Here is a 17237-nt window from a genome sequence, read left to right as displayed (position 1 = left end):
AGATGCCCTTCGCTATGACGCTTCGGGGGTTCCCCATGCACTTCCATAAATTCAGGCGGGCCAGCACGCGCGTGCTGGCCCTGGGATTTCTGCTGGCCGCCGCTGCGGCCCACGCGCAAGACTCGCCTGCGCCTGCGCAAAACCATGCTCCGGCAGGCAACGAATTCCTGCGCGACTTTTCACTCGGCACTGATTGGTTCCCGCGCTCGACCGCGCCCTATCGTCAGCAGGGCGTGCCCGCGCTGCAACTGGAGAACGGCCCGCGCCTGCGCGATCTCATTCGCGATGGGCGACTGGAACTCTCACTTTCTGACGCGCTCGCGCTCGCGCTCGAGAACAACCTCGACATCGCCGTGCAGCGTTATCTGAAGCCGATGGCCGATGTGGACGTGCTGCGCACCCAGTCCGGCCAGGCCGCGCGCGGCGTGCAGGGCGCGTCGGTCCCCAGCGGATTAAGCTCCGGCGCGCTCGGCGCGGGGGTCACCGGCGACACCGGCGGCGGCGGAACCGGCTCGGCCGGCGGCATCACCGGCGGCGGCGGCGCGGTCAACATCGGCCAGGTGGGCAGCTTCGATCCGGCCGTCAGTTTCGGCTTCAGTTGGGACCGCGTCAGCTCGCCGCTGAACTCCATCGTCATCTCCGGCACGCCGACTTCCACCAGCACCGCGACATCCTACTCCGGCTCCTACGCGCAACTGTTTCCCACCGGCACCAGCTACTTCGTATCCTTAAGCGGACTGCGCCAGAGCACCACCGAGAATCGCCTGTTCAACCCGGCCGTCTCCACACGATTTAGCGTCGGCATCAACCAGCCGCTGCTGAACGGGCGCGGCAAACTCTCCAACCTTCGCTTCGTAACCGTGGCGCGCAACAACCGGCGCATCACCGAAGAAGTATTTCGCCAGCAGGTGATCACCGCTCTGGTCGCGGTCGAGAACGCTTACTGGGACCTGGCGGCCTTTCAGGAAATCGTGAAGGTGGCCACGCAGTCGCTGACCGTGGCGCGCAAGCTGCGCGAGGACAATCGCCGCCAGGCCGAGATCGGCACCATGGCCCCGCTCGACGTGGTGGCCGCCGACTCGGAAGTGGCCGCGCGCGAACGCGACTTGATCGTTGCCGAGACGAATATGCAGTTGCAGGAGACGCGTCTGAAAAACATGCTCACGCGACGGCACGATCCGGCGCTGGACACGGCGAGCATTGTGGTCACCGCTCCCATGCCCGCGCCGCGCGATGCGGATATCCCGGAGTTGCAGGCCGCGCTGAAATCGGCGCTGGAGAATCGCCCTGATCTGCGGCAGGCCGAGGGGAATCTCGAAAACCAGACGCTTTCGCTTGGCTTCACCAAACAAAGTCTGCTGCCCGAACTCGCGGCCTTCGCTTTGCTTTCCGGTTCGGGCCTGGAGGGCAACAGCCCCAACACAACGCCACCGACCACGGGCGGCATGGGCGGCGCGCTGGGGCAGGCGTTCAGCTATGACTTCCCGGAGACCGCCGGCGGCATGAGTCTCTCGTTCTCGGTGCGCAATCGCGCGGCGCAGGCGGATAATCTCCGCGCGCAACTGGAGAACAGCCAGCAACAGGTCGCGCTGCTACGCTCGCAGAATCAGGTTTCGCTCGAAGTGCGCCAAGCCATCATTGGACTGCTGCAAGGTAAAGCTCAGGTGGAGGCAGCGCGGGAAGCAGCTCGCCTCGCTCGCCAGACGCTCGACGCCGAGCAGAAGAAACTCGACGCCGGCGTTTCCACTCCTTATCAACTCATCTTGCGCGAGCGCGACTACGTGGCCGCTCAACAGGCCGAAGTGCAGACCGTGGCCGGGTACTCGAAAGCATTGGTGGAGATGGACCGCGCCATGGGCGCAACGCTGACGCGCAACGGCATCGAGTTGCAGGACGCGCTCAGCGGCAGCGTCTCAAAGTCCCTGACTCCGGCGGTGGCTCGCTGATGAGTCCCGTTCCCACATGCCATAAGGACCGCTGCACGACTGGCGCGCTGCCACTCGCAATTCCGTGGACTCGCTTGCTCGCTACGGTGGGGATGACGCTGGCGTTCGCATTTTCCGCGGGCAGCGCCGTGGCGCAGTCGCCCGAGCCAACTCCAAAGCCGGCATCCAGCTTAATCAACGCGGATGATCACGCATGGTTTCCGCGCTCGCTCGAACCGTTTCGCGCGAAGACGTTGCCCGCTCCCGCTGCCGCCAACTCCGCTAGACTAAGCGAAAACCTGCGCAACGGAACGCTGGAGCTTTCACTGGATGGTTTGTTCCAACTCTTATTGGAGAACAACCTGGATTTTGCCGCCGCGCGCTACAACCTGGAGATGTCTGAGACCGACCTGCTGCGCGCCAAGGCTGGCCAGGCTCCGCGCGGCACCGACGGCGCGCGCGTCCCCAGCGGACTTTTCGCGGGAGCGATCGGCGCGGGACTCGGTGGCAGCGGAGGTGGTGGTGGTGGCGGAGGCGGCGGGGGAATCAGCGGCAACGCGCGCGCGGTGAACGTTGGGCCGCGCGGCAGTTACGACCCGTCATTCACTGTGAACTTCAGTCAGGACCGGACCACCAGTCCTCTGAACTCGACGCGCATCTCCGGCGTGCCCACCGTTACCACATCGACGACGGCGTTCTCGGCGCGCTACGTCCAGGCGTTTACGTCCGGCACCAGCTTCACGCTCAGCTACAATGCGCAGCGACAAAAATCGACGCAGCAATTTTTGCTGTTCAATCCTTCGGTTACTTCGGGATTGAATTTCCAGATGAATCAGCAACTGCTGGCGGGCTGGGGCTTCGCCATCAATCGGCGTTTCGAGCATGTCGCCGAACGCAATCGCAGCATCGCGCGCGAGGTTTTCCGTCAGCAACTGATGACCGGCATGGCGCAGGCGGAGAATCAGTATTGGGATCTCGCGGCATCGCGCAAGCGCGTCGAGTCGGCGGGCCAGGCGCTGGTGGTCGCCGAGCGTTTATTGAACGACAATCGCCGCCAGGCCGAGATCGGCACGCTGCCGCCGCTGGACGTGGTTGCCGCCGAATCCGAAGTGGCCGCGCGACGGCGCGATTTGATCATCACCCAAACCAGTCAGCAAGTGGCCGAACTGCGGCTGAAAAATTTGTTCGGCAAGTCGATGACGGATGAGAATGATGCGGTCAACGCGGCGCGGATCACGTTGCTCGATCCCCTGCCCGAGCCGCAGGATTCCGATATTCCCGCGCTGGAAGATGCCGTGGCCGCGGCCATGTCCAGCCGTCCGGAGCTGGCGCAGGGCGAAGGCAACATCCTGAATCAGCAGGTGGCCACGGGGTTTACGCGCCGCCGGCTGAAGCCCGCGCTGAACGTCTTCGGCGTGCTCTCCAACGGCGGACGCGAGAGTTCGCTCGGTTCGGCGCTGGCGCAGAATGCGCGATATGATTTCCCTGAGTACGCCTTCGGATTTTCTCTTTCCTTCTCGACTCACAATCGAGCGGCGCAGGCCGACGATATGCGCGCGCGCCTCGATCTCCGGCAGGCCGAAACGTCGTTGGAGCGCACGCGCAACCAGATTCGCCTCGAAGTACGGAACGCCATCATCGGCTTGATGCAGACCAAAGCGCAGGTCACCGCCGCCGAGCGCGCCGTGGGCTTGGCCACGCAGACGCTCGACGCCGAGGAGAAGAAACTGCGCGCGGGGACATCTGTCTCCTACAACGTCATTCGCATTCAGCGCGACGTGCTGAATGCGCAACTCGCCGAGGTGCAGGCGCGCGTGAACTACGCCAAGGCGCGGGTGGAGCTTGATCGCTCGACCGGCAAGCTGCTCGACCGCGCGAATATCTCGCTGGAATCTCCATCCAACTAGCCATCACCCTAAATACGTCGTCATCCCGAGCGCCGCGAGGGACCTGCTTTTGCACTTCGCAACTGAGTAACAGCAGGCCCCTTGCGGCGCTCGGGATGACGACGATCTTGGTGGATTGTAATGGGCGACATTTGACTTCGCGGGGCGCGCCTGAATATCATGCGCTGTGGCCTCCTCATCAACAACTCCAGCGTTAACCCCGCGCAGACACATCCGCGTGATCGTGGCCAAGCCCGGCCTCGACGGGCATGATCGCGGCGCCAAGGTGATCGCGCGCGCGCTGCGCGACGCCGGCATGGAGGTCATCTACACCGGCCTGCGCCAGACGCCGGAGATGATCGTCGCCGCCGCCGAGCAAGAGGACGCGCAGGTCATCGGTCTGTCGATCCTCTCCGGCGCGCACACGACCATCGTCCCGCGCCTGATGGCGCTCTTGAAAGAAAAACAGATGGACGATGTGATAGTGGTGCTCGGCGGCATCATCCCCGACGCCGACATTCCGCAGATGAAGGCGCTGGGCGTCGCCGAAGTATTTCAGCCCGGCTCGCGCATGGACTCGATCGCCGAGTTCATCCGCGCCAACGTTCACTAATCCAACCAATCTTAATGGTCGTCATCCCGAACGCAGCGAGGGACCTGCTTTTGTATTTTCCCCAGTGAGGAAAAGCAGATCCCTCGCTGCGCTCGGGATGACGACATATAGGTTTGCGAATTGTTGACTGGCTACCGCTTCGCGTACATGTGCGCGACGTGGTCGCCGTAGCCGTTATATAAAATGGTCTTGCGGCGCTCGCCGGTCTCGATGTCGCGCTCGGTCTCCTGCGACCATTGCGGATGCGGGACACGTGGATCGACGTTGGCGTAGAAGTCGTGATGAGTGGGCGCGATCTCGTGCCAGAAGGTTTGCGGCTGCTGGTCGGTGAACTCGATCACCTCGATGGACTTCAGGCTCTTGAAGCCGTACTTCCAGGGCAGTGCGATGCGGATGGGCGCGCCATTCTGCTTGGGGACGGGCTTGCCGTAGAGGCCCGTTACCATGAAGGCCAGATCGTGCATGGCCTCTTCCATGGTCAGCGCTTCGCGGTCGGGCCACGGCCAGCTTTTCAACTGCTGCTGCCCCTGCGCCTGATCGGGGCGATAGAACGAGAGCATCCTGACGTAGCGCGCGTCGCTGCGTGGCTCCACCATCTCGATCAGCTTGCGGAACGGGAAGCCTGTCCAGGGCACGGCCATCGACCAGGCCTCGATGCAGCGGTGGCGGTAGAGACGCTCTTCGAGCGGCATCGCGCGGATCAACTTCTGCACGTCGATGGTCTGCGGCTTGTTGACCAGGCCGCGCACGCGGATGGTCCACGGCTCGATCTCGAATTTATCGACGAGCAGCCAGACCGCTTCCTTTTGGTGAGTGAACTCGGCGAAGTTGTTGTAGCGCGTGGCGACCTTCTCCGCGGTGACGGGCCGGTCCAGCGTGAATTTCGCGTTGCGCGGCGCGGGATAGGGGGAAGCTCCGCCGGGCTTGGGCGTTTCCTGCGCCGCAAGCAAAGTGGATGGCAACGCGGACGCAAGTCCCACACGCGAGGCTGCCGCGACGCCGGCGGCCATTCCCATGCGCTCCATAAATTTCCGGCGATTGAAGTAGGCGCGCTCCGGCGTCGCCATGCGCTCGGGCAACTCCCAGCTCTTCGGTATTCTGACGCTGAACACGATTCCCTCCGCTGGTCCCTCCGCAGGCGACCTCCGCTGCCGTCATTATCAGCCCGCGCGGAGAAGAATACAATACATCATGGAAATGGGTAGTGGGTCCGTTTGACGTCAGGGCACGACTGAAGTCGTGCCCTGACGTTCTGAAAAATTCCAACGGACCCACCACCCGGGATTGCGCGGTGGGTCAGTTGGCGTGGCACCACAAAAATACGCTGGTGAGGGGCGGAATCTGGTATATTGCAGGCAAGAGTTCCAGGGTGTCAGCAGAAGAGGTGTGCCATGGGAAACGGGCAATCGTCGTTGCGGTGGATGGGCGTCAGCATCGCCGCCTCGATACTGCTTGCCGCGGGCATTGCCGCAGCGCAGGGCACCGGCGGGAGCGGATCGAGTGGCGGTGGTGGTAGCAGTGGCAGTTCGCAACCGCGCGCGACGCGCTCGACGCAGAGCAATAATCAGTTCAACTCGCCCGTCTTTGTAACAGGCCGCATTATCACCGATCTGAATCGCCCGCCCAGTGAGTCCGTAACGGTTGAATTGACCTGCGGCATGAGGACCATCCAGGTGATCCACACCGACCTCGGCGGATACTTCACGTTCACTGTGGGCGGCACGGCCAGCGCCTTCCAGAGCAACATGGATTTCAGCGCCAGTAACGAGGGCCCTCAGCCCATGCAGCAGTCCAGCACACGTCCCATTGGGCAATCGGCGAATCCGCTTTCGGGATGCGAGTTGCGGATCGCCATGGCGGGCTATATGCCGATCACGGCCACGGTGCCACCCAACACCGACATGAATCGCGTCGAGATGGGCAACATTCGATTGGCGCGCATCGGTGGCGAGAATGCGGGTGGCGGAGTCAGCATAACTTCGCTGATGGTTCCCAAGGAAGCCGCGCGGGAGTTTGACCGGGCGGTGAAGGATCTGGAAAGCAACCAGCTCAATGCCGCGCTGCCACGCCTCGAAAAGGCCGTGGAGATTTATGCGAAATACGCCGAAGCCTGGAATGAGATGGGCCGCGTCCGCCTGATGACCAAGGATCGGGAAAAAGCGCGCGAGGCGTTCAACATGGCCGTCTCGGCCGATCCGGAATACACCTCGCCCTACATCAATATTGCGTCCATGCAGGTGCAGGACAAGCAGTGGAAAGAGGCCGCCGAGTCCGCTGGACGCGCGCTCGCCATTGACCCCAAGCTGCCTCTGGCCGCTTTTTTGCACGCCATCGCGGCGTACAACTTGAACGACTTGGCCAACGCTGAGAACAGCGCGCTGCATGCCAACCGGCTGGGCGAGGAGAAACTCCCGCACGTCCACTCACTGCTGGCGGAAATTTTTATGGTCCGGGAAGATTATGTGCGGGCCGCCGTTCATGCGCGCGCGTATCTGCAACTTGCTCCCAACGGACCCTTCTCCGCGCGGATGAGGGAGAGCCTGTCGCAGATGGAGTTGGCGGGGTTGGATGCCGCACCGGAAGTCACACCCTAAGTGGTAGCCAGCTTCCGCACCAGCGGCAGGTCGGCTTCCAGAAAATCCAAGGTGAGCAAATCGGCTGGTTGCATCCAGCGCATCTGCGCGAAGGCGAGATTTTTCGGCTCGCCAGTGAAACTTCTAACTGCAAAGAAGATCAGCTCGACAGGATCGCAGTCAGGATACTGGTGATCGGTGCGCCAGATGATCTCGCCCGGCTCGGCGTGAATGCCCAGCTCTTCATCCAGTTCGCGCCGCAAGGCGGCTTCCAGCGTTTCGCCCGGCTCCAGCTTGCCGCCGGGAAACTCCCACTTGCCGGGAAAGCGATCACTCAGGCGGCGCTGGCAGGCCAGTACCCGGCCGTCGCGCCAGATTAATCCCGCTACCACCACTCTCCTCATCTGTTCGCTTCCCATCGTGGCCGCTTCCAATCGACGCCGGAATCTTCAATGCGTGCTAGAATGATATCCGAATCGCCACTCATCATTTTTGAAAACTATGTATTCGCAAACCATGCTCGATCATTTCCAGAATCCCCGCAACGTGGGAGAGTTGGCGCCGCCGGCAGTGATTGTTGAGGCGAACAATCCGGCGTGCGGCGACATCATGCGACTCGCGCTGCGCGTGGACGATGGGCGCATCACCGAGGTGCGCTTCAAGTCGCGGGGTTGCGTCGCGTCCATCGCCTGCGGCTCGTTGCTCACCGAGATGATCCAGGGCAAATCGCTGGCCGATGCCGCGCGCATTAAGTCATTTGATGTCGCATCGCGGCTGGGCGGCCTGCCGCCGGAGAGCGGCCACGCCAGCGTGCTCGCCGTGGACGCGTTAAAAGCCGCATTAAAGGCGGCAGTGAAAGTGGATCCCGCCAAAGTCCAGCCCACCCCGGTTTTGTAGAAATCCAAAAACACCCCTGGCTGTCATCCTGAGCGCAGCGAAGGATATGCTTTTCACTCTGACGGAAAGCATATCCTTCGCTGCGCTCAGGATGACAAACAAGGGGTGCTCGCTTGCGACCCACGACAAGTCGTGTTGTTTCATTGGGGCTCGGCTCGCCAGCGCCTTACCAGCATTTCGTAATCTTCGGGGCGGTCAATGTCCCACAGGATGTCCTCTTCGTCCGTCTCCACTAACTGCAACTCCTCGGCGTGCTGTCGCACCACAACGCGCGCGCCTTCATCAACCGGAGCGGCCAGCAACTCGGAAAACAAGCGCGCCGCGAACAGGACGGGATGGCCGCGGCGTCCTTGAAATGTCGGGATAATCACGGGGGCGTTGGTCTCGGCAAATCGCGCGAGCATCTGATCGAGCACACGTCGCGTCACGGCGGGATGATCCACTAGGCACACCACCGCGCCGGATACTTCGTCCTTCGCGAGCGAGCGCAGCGCAGCTTGCAGTGAACTCAACTGGCCCAGCTTGTAATCGGGATTGCGCACGGCACGCGCCTGCGGAATCCGCTTCAGTACGGGTTCAATGGCACGCTCAATTTCATCCGCATGATGGCCCAGCACGACAACGATGGGCGACTTCCTGGAATTCGGGGCGCCAGCCAGCACGCCCAGCAACCGCTCGACAAAGGTCTGCGGGCCCAGAGACAGTAGCGCCTTGTCGCGGCCCATGCGCGACGACTCGCCGGCGGCGAGAATGATGCCGGCCACTGGAAGCTGATGCACCGCTGCAGAGGCTGCTCTGGGTGCGCTGGATGAAGTGGGAATAGTCGAATCCTCCGCAGCTCATCGCCCCTCGCGCTTGTCGTCATTCCGAGCGCAGCGAGGAACCTGTTTTTGTTTTGCCTTAACAAATATAAAGCAGGTTCCTCAGCCCGGCCAAGTGCGCCGGTCCTCGGAATGACGACATTTTAAGAAGCGGGCGGGGATACCCTTTACGACACGGCCAGGATGGATTTGGTCTTTACCGGCGACTGGTCTGAACGATTGCCCAGCGCGTTGCGGCGCACGGCGATCATCTCGGCAACAATGCTGATGGCGATCTCCTCCGGCGAGATGGCGCCGATCTCGAGGCCGATGGGCGCATGCACGCGCGCCAGCTTCTCAACCGGGATGCCTTCCTTCTCTTCGAGGAAGTGGACAATCTCATGCACTTTGCGCTTGCTGCCGATCATGCCGATGTAGCGCGCCTCGGTGCCTGCGGCCCAGCGCAGCACGCGCATGTCGTCCTTGTGCCCGCGCGTAACGGCGATCAGGTAGGACGAACTGTTCGGCTCCAGCTTGGCGCAGACCTCATCGAAGTCACCCGCGTGAACTTCGCGCGCCTCGGGGAAGCGCTCGCGATTGGCGTAGTTCTCGCGATCATCAATGATGACCGTCTCGAAGCCGGCCATCGTCGCCACCTTCGACAGGCTGATCGAAACATGGCCCGCGCCGAAGATGTACACGGTGGGCGTGGGCAGAATCGGTTCCACAAACACCTCCAGCGTGCCGCCGCAGAGCAGTCCCGTATCGTAGGCCGGATCGTTGTTCAGATTGAATGTAAGCTTGCGCGGCTTCTCTTCTTCCATCACTTCACGCGCCACCGACCACACCTCGGCCTCGACGCAGCCGCCACCCACGGTGCCGAAGATGGAGCCATCCTCGCGCACCAGCAGCTTGGCCGACTCATAGCTGGGGATGGAGCCGCGCACGTTGACGATGGTGGCCAGCGCGCACTTGACGCCCGCCTTGCGTAACCGCGATATTTCCTGATAAATGTCCATAGTCAAATTCCAGTAATTTAACCGCAGAGGACGCTGAGGTCCGCAGGGTAAAACCCTAAAGCGAAAATACCGAACATGGATGCCTCCATGTACCCTCAGTTTTTTTTCTTACCCTGCGTTCCTCTGCGTCCTCTGCGGTTAACATCCGCTACTTCGCGGCTTCGGCGGCGACGCGTTCGATGGTCACCTTGGTCATGACCACCGGCTCGAGCGGCTTGTCGCTGGGGTTGCGTTTCACCAGCGCGATCTTCTTCACCACGTCCAGACCCTCGACCACTTGTCCGAAGATGGTGTAGTCTTCGGCCTTGAGCGGAACGACCACGTCGGTGATGAAGAACTGGCTGCCGTTGGTGTTCTTGCCGGAGTTGGCCATGGCCAGCCGTCCCGGCTTGTCGAACGTCACCGTGGGCGAGAACTCGTTCACGAATTTATAGCCCGGCCCGCCGTAGCCCTCGCCCAGCGGATCGCCGCCCTGGATCATGAAGTTTGGAATCACGCGATGGAAAATCAGTCCGTCGAAGTACCGGGACTTCTTCTTCTCGCCGGTCTTGGGATGCGTCCACTCCTTCTTGGCCTCGGCCAGCTCGGTGAAGTTGGCCACGGTGATGGGCGCGGTCTTCTCGAACAACTCCATAACGATGACGCCGTGATTGGTTTCGATTTTCGCGTAGGTGCCCGGAGCGCGCTTGGTCTGCGCCAGCCCCGGCGTGGACAGGATACCGGCCAGCGTCAGCACCATGCCGCCCAGCATCATAGTCATCTTGATACTCATTGGGAACTCCCCCATTGAAAACATCATAATTCTTCCATGCTCCTCTCGCCACTCGGCGTAAACCGCCAGAAATAAAATGCCATGCGCAGACGTCGCCGCGTCTCTGCCGTTGGAAAACCGCTGGAAAGCCAGTGAAAATCCGCCGGCGGTCGGCCCTTTGCCGCGCCTTCCGTACAAGTGCATTATCCCGGCCCGCAAAAACCTCTGTCAACCTCCAATTTCCTGACATGCACTACAGCCGAGCCAAAGCCGCGCATCTTCCCGGCGCATCGGTAGCCGCGTCCGGCGAATTTCGTGGCACAGGAAGAGCCTCTGAGTGGCAGGGCTGATCGCTTTGGTTTAGCATGGAAGATTGCATTCACAGCATCTGTTCACAGGGAGCTTCATGCGCCACCGCGAATTTAAGTGGCGGGCGATCAATCAATGGGCCTGAAATCAATTCCTCCCACGGAAGAAATCCGCTTCTCGATCGACCATCTGCAGCGCATGTTGGCCGTGAGCGCGAGTCAGTTACGCGCCTGGCAGCGAGCCGGCTTGATTGATGCGCCGCGCCCGCCCACCGCGTCATCAGCGTTGCGGCCGCGGTCGAAAAATGTGGCCAGACAATCTTCCATTGGAGCCGCCACGGGGGCGTCCAGGAACAAGGATGGCTACTCCGCCGCGGACTTGCTGGCCCTAAAGACGTTACTGCGTCTGCGCAAGGGAGGAGTGCCCATGCGCAAACTGCGCGTCATTCACGTCGCGCTGAAACAGCGGTTCGGCGCACTGGGCATTCGCCGGCCATTCAGCGAGATGCGACTCAGCGAACAGGACCAACGCGTTCTGGTAACCTTCCGGGGCACGCGCATGGAGCCGCTCACGGGCCAGTTGCTGCTCGATTACACAGGGACACAGAGTTCCGCGCCGGTGGCTCTGGCAGTTCGCGGGAGTGCCGCCAGGCCAGGTATGTCATCTGAGCGAAAATCACTGGAGGCCAATGTCCAACGGGCGGAGCGTTTTTTCCTCTCCGGGTTGCGCGAGGAGCAGACACTCGACGGCCGGCCCAAAGCGATCCGCGCGTACCGCCGCGCGATCGAGCTGAATCCGCAGGCCCTGGGCGCACTGCTGAACCTAGGCACGCTCTATTACAATCTCGAACGGCTGCCTGAGGCTGAGCAGTGCTACCGCGACGCGCTGAAAGTGAATCCTCAGTCCGCGCTGGCCCATTTCAATATGGGCAATCTCTCCGACGAAACTGGCCAGCCAAAGCAGGCCATTGAGCACTACGAGCAGGCCATCGCCATTGACCCGCGATATCCCGACCCACGCTATAATCTGGCGTTGGTGTATGAAAAGCTGGGCCGCCACGGGCAGGCCTGGAAAAATTGGCGCGCCTATCTTCGGCTGGACCCGGACAGCAAGTGGGCCGCGCTGGCCCGCCACCGGCTTGCCCAGCATCCCTGGCAGGCCTGGCAAGTGCTGCGCTCCCCTCAGCCGAACGGAGAGGCCGGCTAATCGGCGTTGGGGTTGTGCCAATAATTCTAATTGGCAATCTGTCTGGTTGTATTTGCACCATCTGGTTGTAATTGCAATTGACACGCTGGAAAATGCCGTGGCTGGATTATAATAGTGTTGCCCCGTTCTAATATAGGAACCGATGTCACTGCTCACGCAAATTCTGTACCTCTCGAACCAGATCACCATGTTGCGTCTGGTACTGATCCCTTTTGTGATTCTGGCCATTCTCTACGGAAGATTTGACGCCGCATTTTATCTGGTGCTGGCTGCTGGTCTCACCGACGGTATAGACGGCGTATTGGCGCGGCGGCTGGGACAGCAAAGCACTCTCGGGCGCTATCTCGACCCCATAGCCGACAAGCTGCTGCTGAACTCCTGCCTAATCGCTCTGACGGTCATCGGAGAAATTCCGCTGTGGCTGACCATCATGTTTTTCAGCCGCGACGTAATCATCCTGATGACATCGCTGGTGCTGATTCTGGCCACCACGCGCGGCATCATTCCACCTTCGCTGAGCGGAAAGGCCACCACCGTAGCGACCGTCGTCACTGTGCTATTGACACTGATCGAGCACATCGTTACGACGGACTTTTTGCCCATCGCACAGCATATGGGCATTTACATCACCGCGCTACTTACCATCGTCTCCGGGCTCCAATATGCCTGGCGGACCGCGGAACGTCTGCGCACACCGGAGCCATCGCCGGCTGCCGCGCCGGCGAGTACCGGCCAGCAGGACGCTAGTTCCGCCGCGATCACGCCGCTCGCCGGACGTTCTGTCGCGCGCGGGCAAAATCAGCTAGACTAGTTGGCCGGAACAGATTGCGTGTGAACCAGCGTTACAAGCCATTTAAGTTTTGGGGTCCACACCCGACACTCCACACTGGTACGCTCTGTTCGTACTGTCCGTCCCCCCGGAGGCAGCTCGCGGATGACCATTGTCCAGCACTCCCAGATTCCCGCGGCGAATTCCCAGAATCCCCGCCCCGGCTTCCCTACCGCGCCCATTAGCGTGCTGATTGTCGATGATCAAGAGTTGGTGCGCAAACACTGTCAGCGAGTGGTCGAGTCGCTTGGTTTCAGCGCGCCGCAGGCAGGCACAGCGGGAGCGGCGCTCGACGTGATCGAGCGGCAGACGGTGGATATTGTGCTCGCCGATCTGAAGCTGCCGGGCATGAGCGGCATCGAATTGCTGGAGGTCCTCAAGCGGCGTAATCCGCGCATTGAAGTGGTCATCATGACCGGCTACTCCAGCGTGTCCTCGGCCGTGCAGGCCATGAAGCTGGGCGCCGCCGATTACATCGTCAAGCCCTTTGGCTCCGAGGAGCTGGGGCAATTGCTGCGCAAACTCTCTGAAAAACAGCAACTAGGCGATGAGAATCTTTCGTTGCGGGAACAATTGCGCAGCCAGCACGCCTTGGGCAAACTCATCGGCCAATCGCAGCCCATGCAGCAGATATTCAAAATGATTCAGCGAGCCGCGCCGAGCCACGCCTCCGTCCTGATCCTCGGCGAGAGCGGCACGGGCAAGGAGCTGGTCGCCCGCTCGATCCATGATGCCGGCCCGGCGCCCAACAAGCCGTTCACGCCGGTCGATTGCGGAGCACTGGTCCCTACGCTGATCGAGAGCGAACTGTTTGGATACGTGCGGGGAGCCTTCACCGGCGCCAACACCAACAAGCCCGGACTGCTGGAGGCGGCGCGCGACGGCACGCTTTTTCTCGACGAAATCGGCGAACTGCCCATCGAGTTGCAGACGCGCCTGCTGCGCGTGATTCAGGAGAAGGAGTTCCGTCCCATCGGCGGCACGCGCCGCTTCCCCTTTGACGCGCGCATCATAGCCGCCACCAACCGCGACATCGAAGCTGCCGTCCGCAGCGGAGCGTTTCGCAAGGATCTTTATTTCCGGCTGAATGTGGTCACCATCGCGCTGCCGCCACTGCGCGAGCGCAAAGGCGATATCCCGCTGCTGTGCGAGCAGATGATTCAAAAACTTTCTTCACGGCCCGGCGCCCAACCCGCTCGTTCTCCGTGGAGTCTTTCTTCTGCCGCGCTCGACCGTTTGCTGGCCTATAGCTGGCCGGGCAATGTTCGGGAACTTGAGAACGTCCTGGAACGCGCCATGACGCTCGGCTCTGGCCCGATGATTGATCTCGCGGACTTGCCTGCCAATGTCCGCTCGCCCCTAGGCTTGGGCCTGGGCCTGGCGGATGATTCTGGTCGGGTAGTTCCGCTGGAGCAACTGGAGAAGAGCGCCATTCTGCGCGCGCTCACCGAGGCGGATGGCGACAAGATACTCGCCGCGCGCATGCTCGGCATCGGCAAGACTACGCTCTATCGCAAGTTGCGCCAGTACGGCGCAGCCGTATAATATTAGTTCGATTGACTCCTCCAAACCCCACCATCGCGCTTGACGCCACCTATGCCGCCGACCCACAGCCGACCGGCATCGGCATCTACTCGGCGCAACTGATCGCCGCCCTCGGCGCCATGATTCGATCACAGGAGCGGAACGCTCATCGCGTGGTGCTCGGCTTCCGACCGGGCCCATTTGTGCGCCACGCATGGCGGCAGAATTGGCCACCGGAATTTCGCATCGCCCCGCTGATGGACCAGTGGATTACACTCCCCCGCGCCGATCTCTTCCACGGCCTCAATCAGCGCCTTCCGGAGCGAAGTTATGCGCGGACCGTGGTTACTCTGCACGAGCGATACCCGTCCGTCTCCGACGAATACTCCACCACCGCGTTCCGTTCCCACATGGGCGGGCGCATTGAGAGCGCGCTCACCAGGGCGGATCGCATCATCGCGGTTTCCCGCGCGGTGCAGGATCATCTCGCCGAGCACCGCCCACGGCTGGCCAAGAAAATTCGAGTGGTCCATCACGGCGTCGCTGTCGCGGAGAAGGTAACGGACGCGGAGAGGACGGCGATCCTGTCGCACCGCCTCTGTATCGCGCCCGGCGAACCATTTTTCTTGAATGTCGGCGCCGTGCAGATTCGCAAGAACCTCAAGAATCTGATTATGGCCTTGAAGCCGCTCAAGGATATTCGGTTGGTGGTGGTTGGCGCAGACGGGTTTGGAGCGCCGGAGATCAGAGAATTTGTCCAGCGGGAGAATCTGTCTGGCCGCGTTCAGTTCGCGGGACACATGCAGCCAGAGGAGTTAAACGTACTCTATGCGAGCGCCACGGCGTTGGTCTTCCCTTCGCTCGAAGAGGCTTTCGGTATGCCCATTCTGGAAGCCATGCGCTGTGGTTGTCCGGTGATTACTTCCAACGTCGCGGCGATGCCGGAAGTCGCCGGAGACGCCGCATTGCTGATTGACCCACACAATGTTGAGCAACTTAGCGCGGCCATGCAGCGCGTAATATCCGACCAATCGCTCGCCGCCAGCCTGCGCCAACAAGGCCTGCGCCGCGCCGCCCTGTTTTCCTGGGAGAAATGCGCGCGTGAAACCTGGGCGGTGTATGAAGAGTTGCTGGCTACACAGGAGAATATGGATAGAGTCTGACCAACACGAACGAAGCCGCCACCAGCAGGATCGTGGCTGCTTGCAACGCCTTCCACAACAGCAGCGACGGGCTCTCGGCGGGCGGCATATCTGCAACCACGTAGCCCAGCGCCAGCCCGACGACCAGTCCGCCAACGTGCGCTGCGTTATCAATGCCGGGGATGATTATCCCGAACAGCAGCATGTATACCGCCCAGCGAACAAATATGCTGCGGTCGAGGGAGCCGCCGCTGCCGCGATATTGATAACTGCGACCGATCATCACGCCGATCAAGCCGAAGATCGCGCCGGAAGCCCCGATGCTCACCGACAAGGGACTCCACAGAAAACTCCCCAGCGCGCCACCGATGCCGCACAGCACGTACATCACCAGAAATTTCTGTCGCCCGTACAATCCCTCCACGCTGGGACCGAGATCGTACAGCACCCAACTGTTCATCGCCAAATGGATGGCGCCACCGTGCAGGAAAATCGGCGTCACCAGCCGCCACCATTCACCGTCCGCGATGAGCGGGCCAAACTTCGCGCCATATTGCACCAGCGTCAGTCCATCAATCCCGCCGAACAGCGACCCTAGGCTAAACTCGCCCTCCATCACCCGCATGGCGGCCATCAGCGTGAGCAGGAACAGCAGAGAATTGACGAAGAGCAGGGTGAAGGACACGCGGCCTTGCTTGGGAAGCGCGAGCTCCATCGAGCGGCCCACGGCGCCTCGGGCCACCTCATGCATAGCCATGCCGCACATGGGGCAAGTGTTTTCTCCGCGACCAACCAACGCGCGGCAGGACGGACACATGCGCTGCTGATTCTTCACCACACCGGCCATCGTGCGCGTGCGATCCCAGCGATCCGCCCATTGCTGGCGGGCGCGGTTGATCTTCCATTGCCATCGCGGCGGTATCTGCATTGCGCCTCACGCTTTCATTTGCCTATTAACGAATTATATACCCGGCGCGACCGACTCGCCGTTTCGCACCTCTGCGGTGGGCGGGTGTCTCTATAATCGGGATGAGGCAGTAATTATGTCGCGCCCAGACTCTCGGTCCATTCGTTACTGGATACTCTGCGTTTGCCTGACCGCACTGCTGACCTCAGCGTGTGGAAAAAAACGCACGCAGGCTTCCGCTCCGCGCAGTATTCCCGCGCGCCCCGGCGGCAGCGCGGTAAAACCGGGCACGTCGGAAGTGGGTATGGCCAGTTGGTACGGCCATCCCTATCACGGACGCCGCGCGGCCAACGGCGAAGTCTATGACATGCGCAAGCTCACCGCCGCTCATCGCACTTTGCCCTTTGATACCATGGTGAACGTGCGCAATCTGGACAATCAGCGCGAAGTGCAGGTACGCATCAATGATCGAGGGCCGTTCGTCGGCGGGCGCATTATTGATCTGTCGGAGGCCGCCGCGCAGCAGATTGCCATGATTGGTCCCGGCACGGCGAAGGTGAGCATCGAAGTACTATCGACAAAATCCGCCGTGGGACTCGATCGCTACGCGGTGCAGATCGGCGCGTTCAGCGACGCCGCTACCGCCGAGCAGTTGCAGCGCCGCATGACCGTGCGATATGGCGCGGCATACGTTGAAAATGTTCGCACTAACAATGGAATGATGTACCGCGTGCGCGTGGGGCCCAAGCCGTCGCTGGCCGAGGCCGCTCAATTGGCCGCCAGTCTGAAGGAAGAAACTTTTCCAGCGTTGATCGTGCGCGTGGATTCCCCCGTTCGAAACTGACGAGAATTCAAT

At 61.5% G+C, this 17237-nt stretch carries 16 protein-coding genes; 10 read left to right on the top strand and 6 right to left on the bottom strand.

From position 1 onward, the window contains the following. The first annotated feature begins 2 nt into the window (after nucleotides 1-2). The 3 genes from EXQ56_05580 (at nucleotide 3) to EXQ56_05570 (ending at nucleotide 4424) form a co-directional block, all read left to right on the top strand. Entirely contained in the window at nucleotides 3-1946 is a 1944-nt protein-coding gene (locus EXQ56_05580) for a TolC family protein (protein MSO19926.1), read from the top strand. Then, nucleotides 1946-3832 (top strand): TolC family protein, encoded by a 1887-nt coding sequence (locus EXQ56_05575; GenBank protein ID MSO19925.1) that lies wholly within the window; start codon nucleotides 1946-1948, stop codon nucleotides 3830-3832. The genes EXQ56_05580 and EXQ56_05575 overlap by 1 nt, the downstream gene beginning before the upstream one ends. Nucleotides 3833-4043: 211 nt before the next feature. Next, nucleotides 4044-4424 carry a cobalamin B12-binding domain-containing protein gene (locus tag EXQ56_05570; GenBank protein ID MSO19924.1) on the top strand — a complete coding sequence of 127 codons (381 nt, stop codon included), beginning with the start codon at nucleotides 4044-4046 and terminating at the stop codon, nucleotides 4422-4424. Nucleotides 4425-4555: 131 nt separating this feature from the next. Here EXQ56_05570 and msrP read toward each other — a convergent pair whose 3' ends face one another. Continuing rightward, nucleotides 4556-5491 (bottom strand): protein-methionine-sulfoxide reductase catalytic subunit MsrP, encoded by a 936-nt coding sequence (msrP, locus tag EXQ56_05565; protein MSO19923.1) that lies wholly within the window; start codon nucleotides 5489-5491, stop codon nucleotides 4556-4558. Between the two features lie 324 nt (nucleotides 5492-5815). Here msrP and EXQ56_05560 point away from each other — a divergent pair, with 324 nt between their 5' ends. Continuing rightward, complete coding sequence (locus EXQ56_05560; GenBank protein ID MSO19922.1) at nucleotides 5816-7018, top strand: tetratricopeptide repeat protein; 1203 nt, start codon at nucleotides 5816-5818, stop codon at nucleotides 7016-7018. On the opposite strand, the gene EXQ56_05555 is transcribed toward EXQ56_05560, so the two are convergent. Continuing rightward, nucleotides 7015-7401 carry a (deoxy)nucleoside triphosphate pyrophosphohydrolase gene (locus EXQ56_05555; protein MSO19921.1) on the bottom strand — a complete coding sequence of 129 codons (387 nt, stop codon included), beginning with the start codon at nucleotides 7399-7401 and terminating at the stop codon, nucleotides 7015-7017. The genes EXQ56_05560 and EXQ56_05555 overlap by 4 nt on opposite strands. Nucleotides 7402-7498: 97 nt before the next feature. On the opposite strand from EXQ56_05555, the gene EXQ56_05550 reads away from it, so the two are divergent. Continuing rightward, nucleotides 7499-7894 carry an iron-sulfur cluster assembly scaffold protein gene (locus EXQ56_05550; protein MSO19920.1) on the top strand — a complete coding sequence of 132 codons (396 nt, stop codon included), beginning with the start codon at nucleotides 7499-7501 and terminating at the stop codon, nucleotides 7892-7894. 140 nt (nucleotides 7895-8034) lie between these two features. Here EXQ56_05550 and EXQ56_05545 read toward each other — a convergent pair whose 3' ends face one another. From EXQ56_05545 to EXQ56_05535, 3 genes are all read right to left on the bottom strand, one after another. Then, nucleotides 8035-8673 (bottom strand): nucleotidyltransferase family protein, encoded by a 639-nt coding sequence (locus EXQ56_05545; protein MSO19919.1) that lies wholly within the window; start codon nucleotides 8671-8673, stop codon nucleotides 8035-8037. 209 nt (nucleotides 8674-8882) lie between these two features. Then, nucleotides 8883-9713 carry a xanthine dehydrogenase gene (locus EXQ56_05540; GenBank protein ID MSO19918.1) on the bottom strand — a complete coding sequence of 277 codons (831 nt, stop codon included), beginning with the start codon at nucleotides 9711-9713 and terminating at the stop codon, nucleotides 8883-8885. A 148-nt stretch (nucleotides 9714-9861) separates the two neighbouring features. Continuing rightward, complete coding sequence (locus EXQ56_05535) at nucleotides 9862-10452, bottom strand: peptidylprolyl isomerase (GenBank protein ID MSO19917.1); 591 nt, start codon at nucleotides 10450-10452, stop codon at nucleotides 9862-9864. 456 nt (nucleotides 10453-10908) lie between these two features. Between EXQ56_05535 and EXQ56_05530 the strand changes: the two genes are divergently transcribed. The 4 genes from EXQ56_05530 (at nucleotide 10909) to EXQ56_05515 (ending at nucleotide 15495) form a co-directional block, all read left to right on the top strand. After that, entirely contained in the window at nucleotides 10909-11979 is a 1071-nt protein-coding gene (locus EXQ56_05530; protein ID MSO19916.1) for a tetratricopeptide repeat protein, read from the top strand. 142 nt (nucleotides 11980-12121) lie between these two features. Continuing rightward, a complete protein-coding gene (locus tag EXQ56_05525) occupies nucleotides 12122-12790 on the top strand; it encodes a CDP-alcohol phosphatidyltransferase family protein (protein MSO19915.1) in 669 nt (222 codons plus the stop codon). 123 nt (nucleotides 12791-12913) lie between these two features. After that, nucleotides 12914-14353, top strand: coding sequence for a sigma-54-dependent Fis family transcriptional regulator (locus EXQ56_05520; GenBank protein MSO19914.1), 1440 nt, complete (start codon nucleotides 12914-12916; stop codon nucleotides 14351-14353). Nucleotides 14354-14364: 11 nt separating this feature from the next. Further along, nucleotides 14365-15495 carry a glycosyltransferase family 1 protein gene (locus EXQ56_05515; protein ID MSO19913.1) on the top strand — a complete coding sequence of 377 codons (1131 nt, stop codon included), beginning with the start codon at nucleotides 14365-14367 and terminating at the stop codon, nucleotides 15493-15495. Here EXQ56_05515 and EXQ56_05510 read toward each other — a convergent pair. Further along, nucleotides 15467-16402: a rhomboid family intramembrane serine protease gene (locus EXQ56_05510; protein MSO19912.1), complete on the bottom strand. Its 936-nt coding sequence runs from the start codon at nucleotides 16400-16402 to the stop codon at nucleotides 15467-15469. The genes EXQ56_05515 and EXQ56_05510 overlap by 29 nt on opposite strands. A 139-nt stretch (nucleotides 16403-16541) precedes the next feature. Here EXQ56_05510 and EXQ56_05505 point away from each other — a divergent pair, with 139 nt between their 5' ends. Next, nucleotides 16542-17225, top strand: a complete 684-nt coding sequence (locus EXQ56_05505) for a septal ring lytic transglycosylase RlpA family protein (protein ID MSO19911.1) — start codon at nucleotides 16542-16544, stop codon at nucleotides 17223-17225. The last annotated feature ends 12 nt before the right edge of the window (nucleotides 17226-17237 follow it).

The organism is Acidobacteriota bacterium (assembly GCA_009691245.1).
Classification (GTDB): Bacteria; Acidobacteriota; Terriglobia; order 2-12-FULL-54-10; family 2-12-FULL-54-10; genus SHUM01.
This window is presented reverse-complemented; position numbering and strand designations above follow the sequence as displayed.

What these genes read in the sequence shown, in the direction of transcription:
- EXQ56_05580 (MSO19926.1), top strand. Translation starts at nt 3, where the DNA reads ATGCCCTTCGCTATGACGCTTCGGGGGTTCCCCATGCACTTCCATAAA.
- EXQ56_05575 (MSO19925.1), top strand. Translation starts at nt 1,946, where the DNA reads ATGAGTCCCGTTCCCACATGCCATAAGGACCGCTGCACGACTGGCGCG.
- msrP (MSO19923.1), bottom strand. Translation starts at nt 5,491, where the DNA reads ATGGCGACGCCGGAGCGCGCCTACTTCAATCGCCGGAAATTTATGGAG.
- EXQ56_05560 (MSO19922.1), top strand. Translation starts at nt 5,816, where the DNA reads ATGGGAAACGGGCAATCGTCGTTGCGGTGGATGGGCGTCAGCATCGCC.
- EXQ56_05555 (MSO19921.1), bottom strand. Translation starts at nt 7,401, where the DNA reads ATGAGGAGAGTGGTGGTAGCGGGATTAATCTGGCGCGACGGCCGGGTA.
- EXQ56_05550 (MSO19920.1), top strand. Translation starts at nt 7,499, where the DNA reads ATGTATTCGCAAACCATGCTCGATCATTTCCAGAATCCCCGCAACGTG.
- EXQ56_05540 (MSO19918.1), bottom strand. Translation starts at nt 9,713, where the DNA reads ATGGACATTTATCAGGAAATATCGCGGTTACGCAAGGCGGGCGTCAAG.
- EXQ56_05535 (MSO19917.1), bottom strand. Translation starts at nt 10,452, where the DNA reads ATGGTGCTGACGCTGGCCGGTATCCTGTCCACGCCGGGGCTGGCGCAG.
- EXQ56_05530 (MSO19916.1), top strand. Translation starts at nt 10,909, where the DNA reads ATGGGCCTGAAATCAATTCCTCCCACGGAAGAAATCCGCTTCTCGATC.
- EXQ56_05525 (MSO19915.1), top strand. Translation starts at nt 12,122, where the DNA reads ATGTCACTGCTCACGCAAATTCTGTACCTCTCGAACCAGATCACCATG.
- EXQ56_05520 (MSO19914.1), top strand. Translation starts at nt 12,914, where the DNA reads ATGACCATTGTCCAGCACTCCCAGATTCCCGCGGCGAATTCCCAGAAT.
- EXQ56_05510 (MSO19912.1), bottom strand. Translation starts at nt 16,402, where the DNA reads ATGCAGATACCGCCGCGATGGCAATGGAAGATCAACCGCGCCCGCCAG.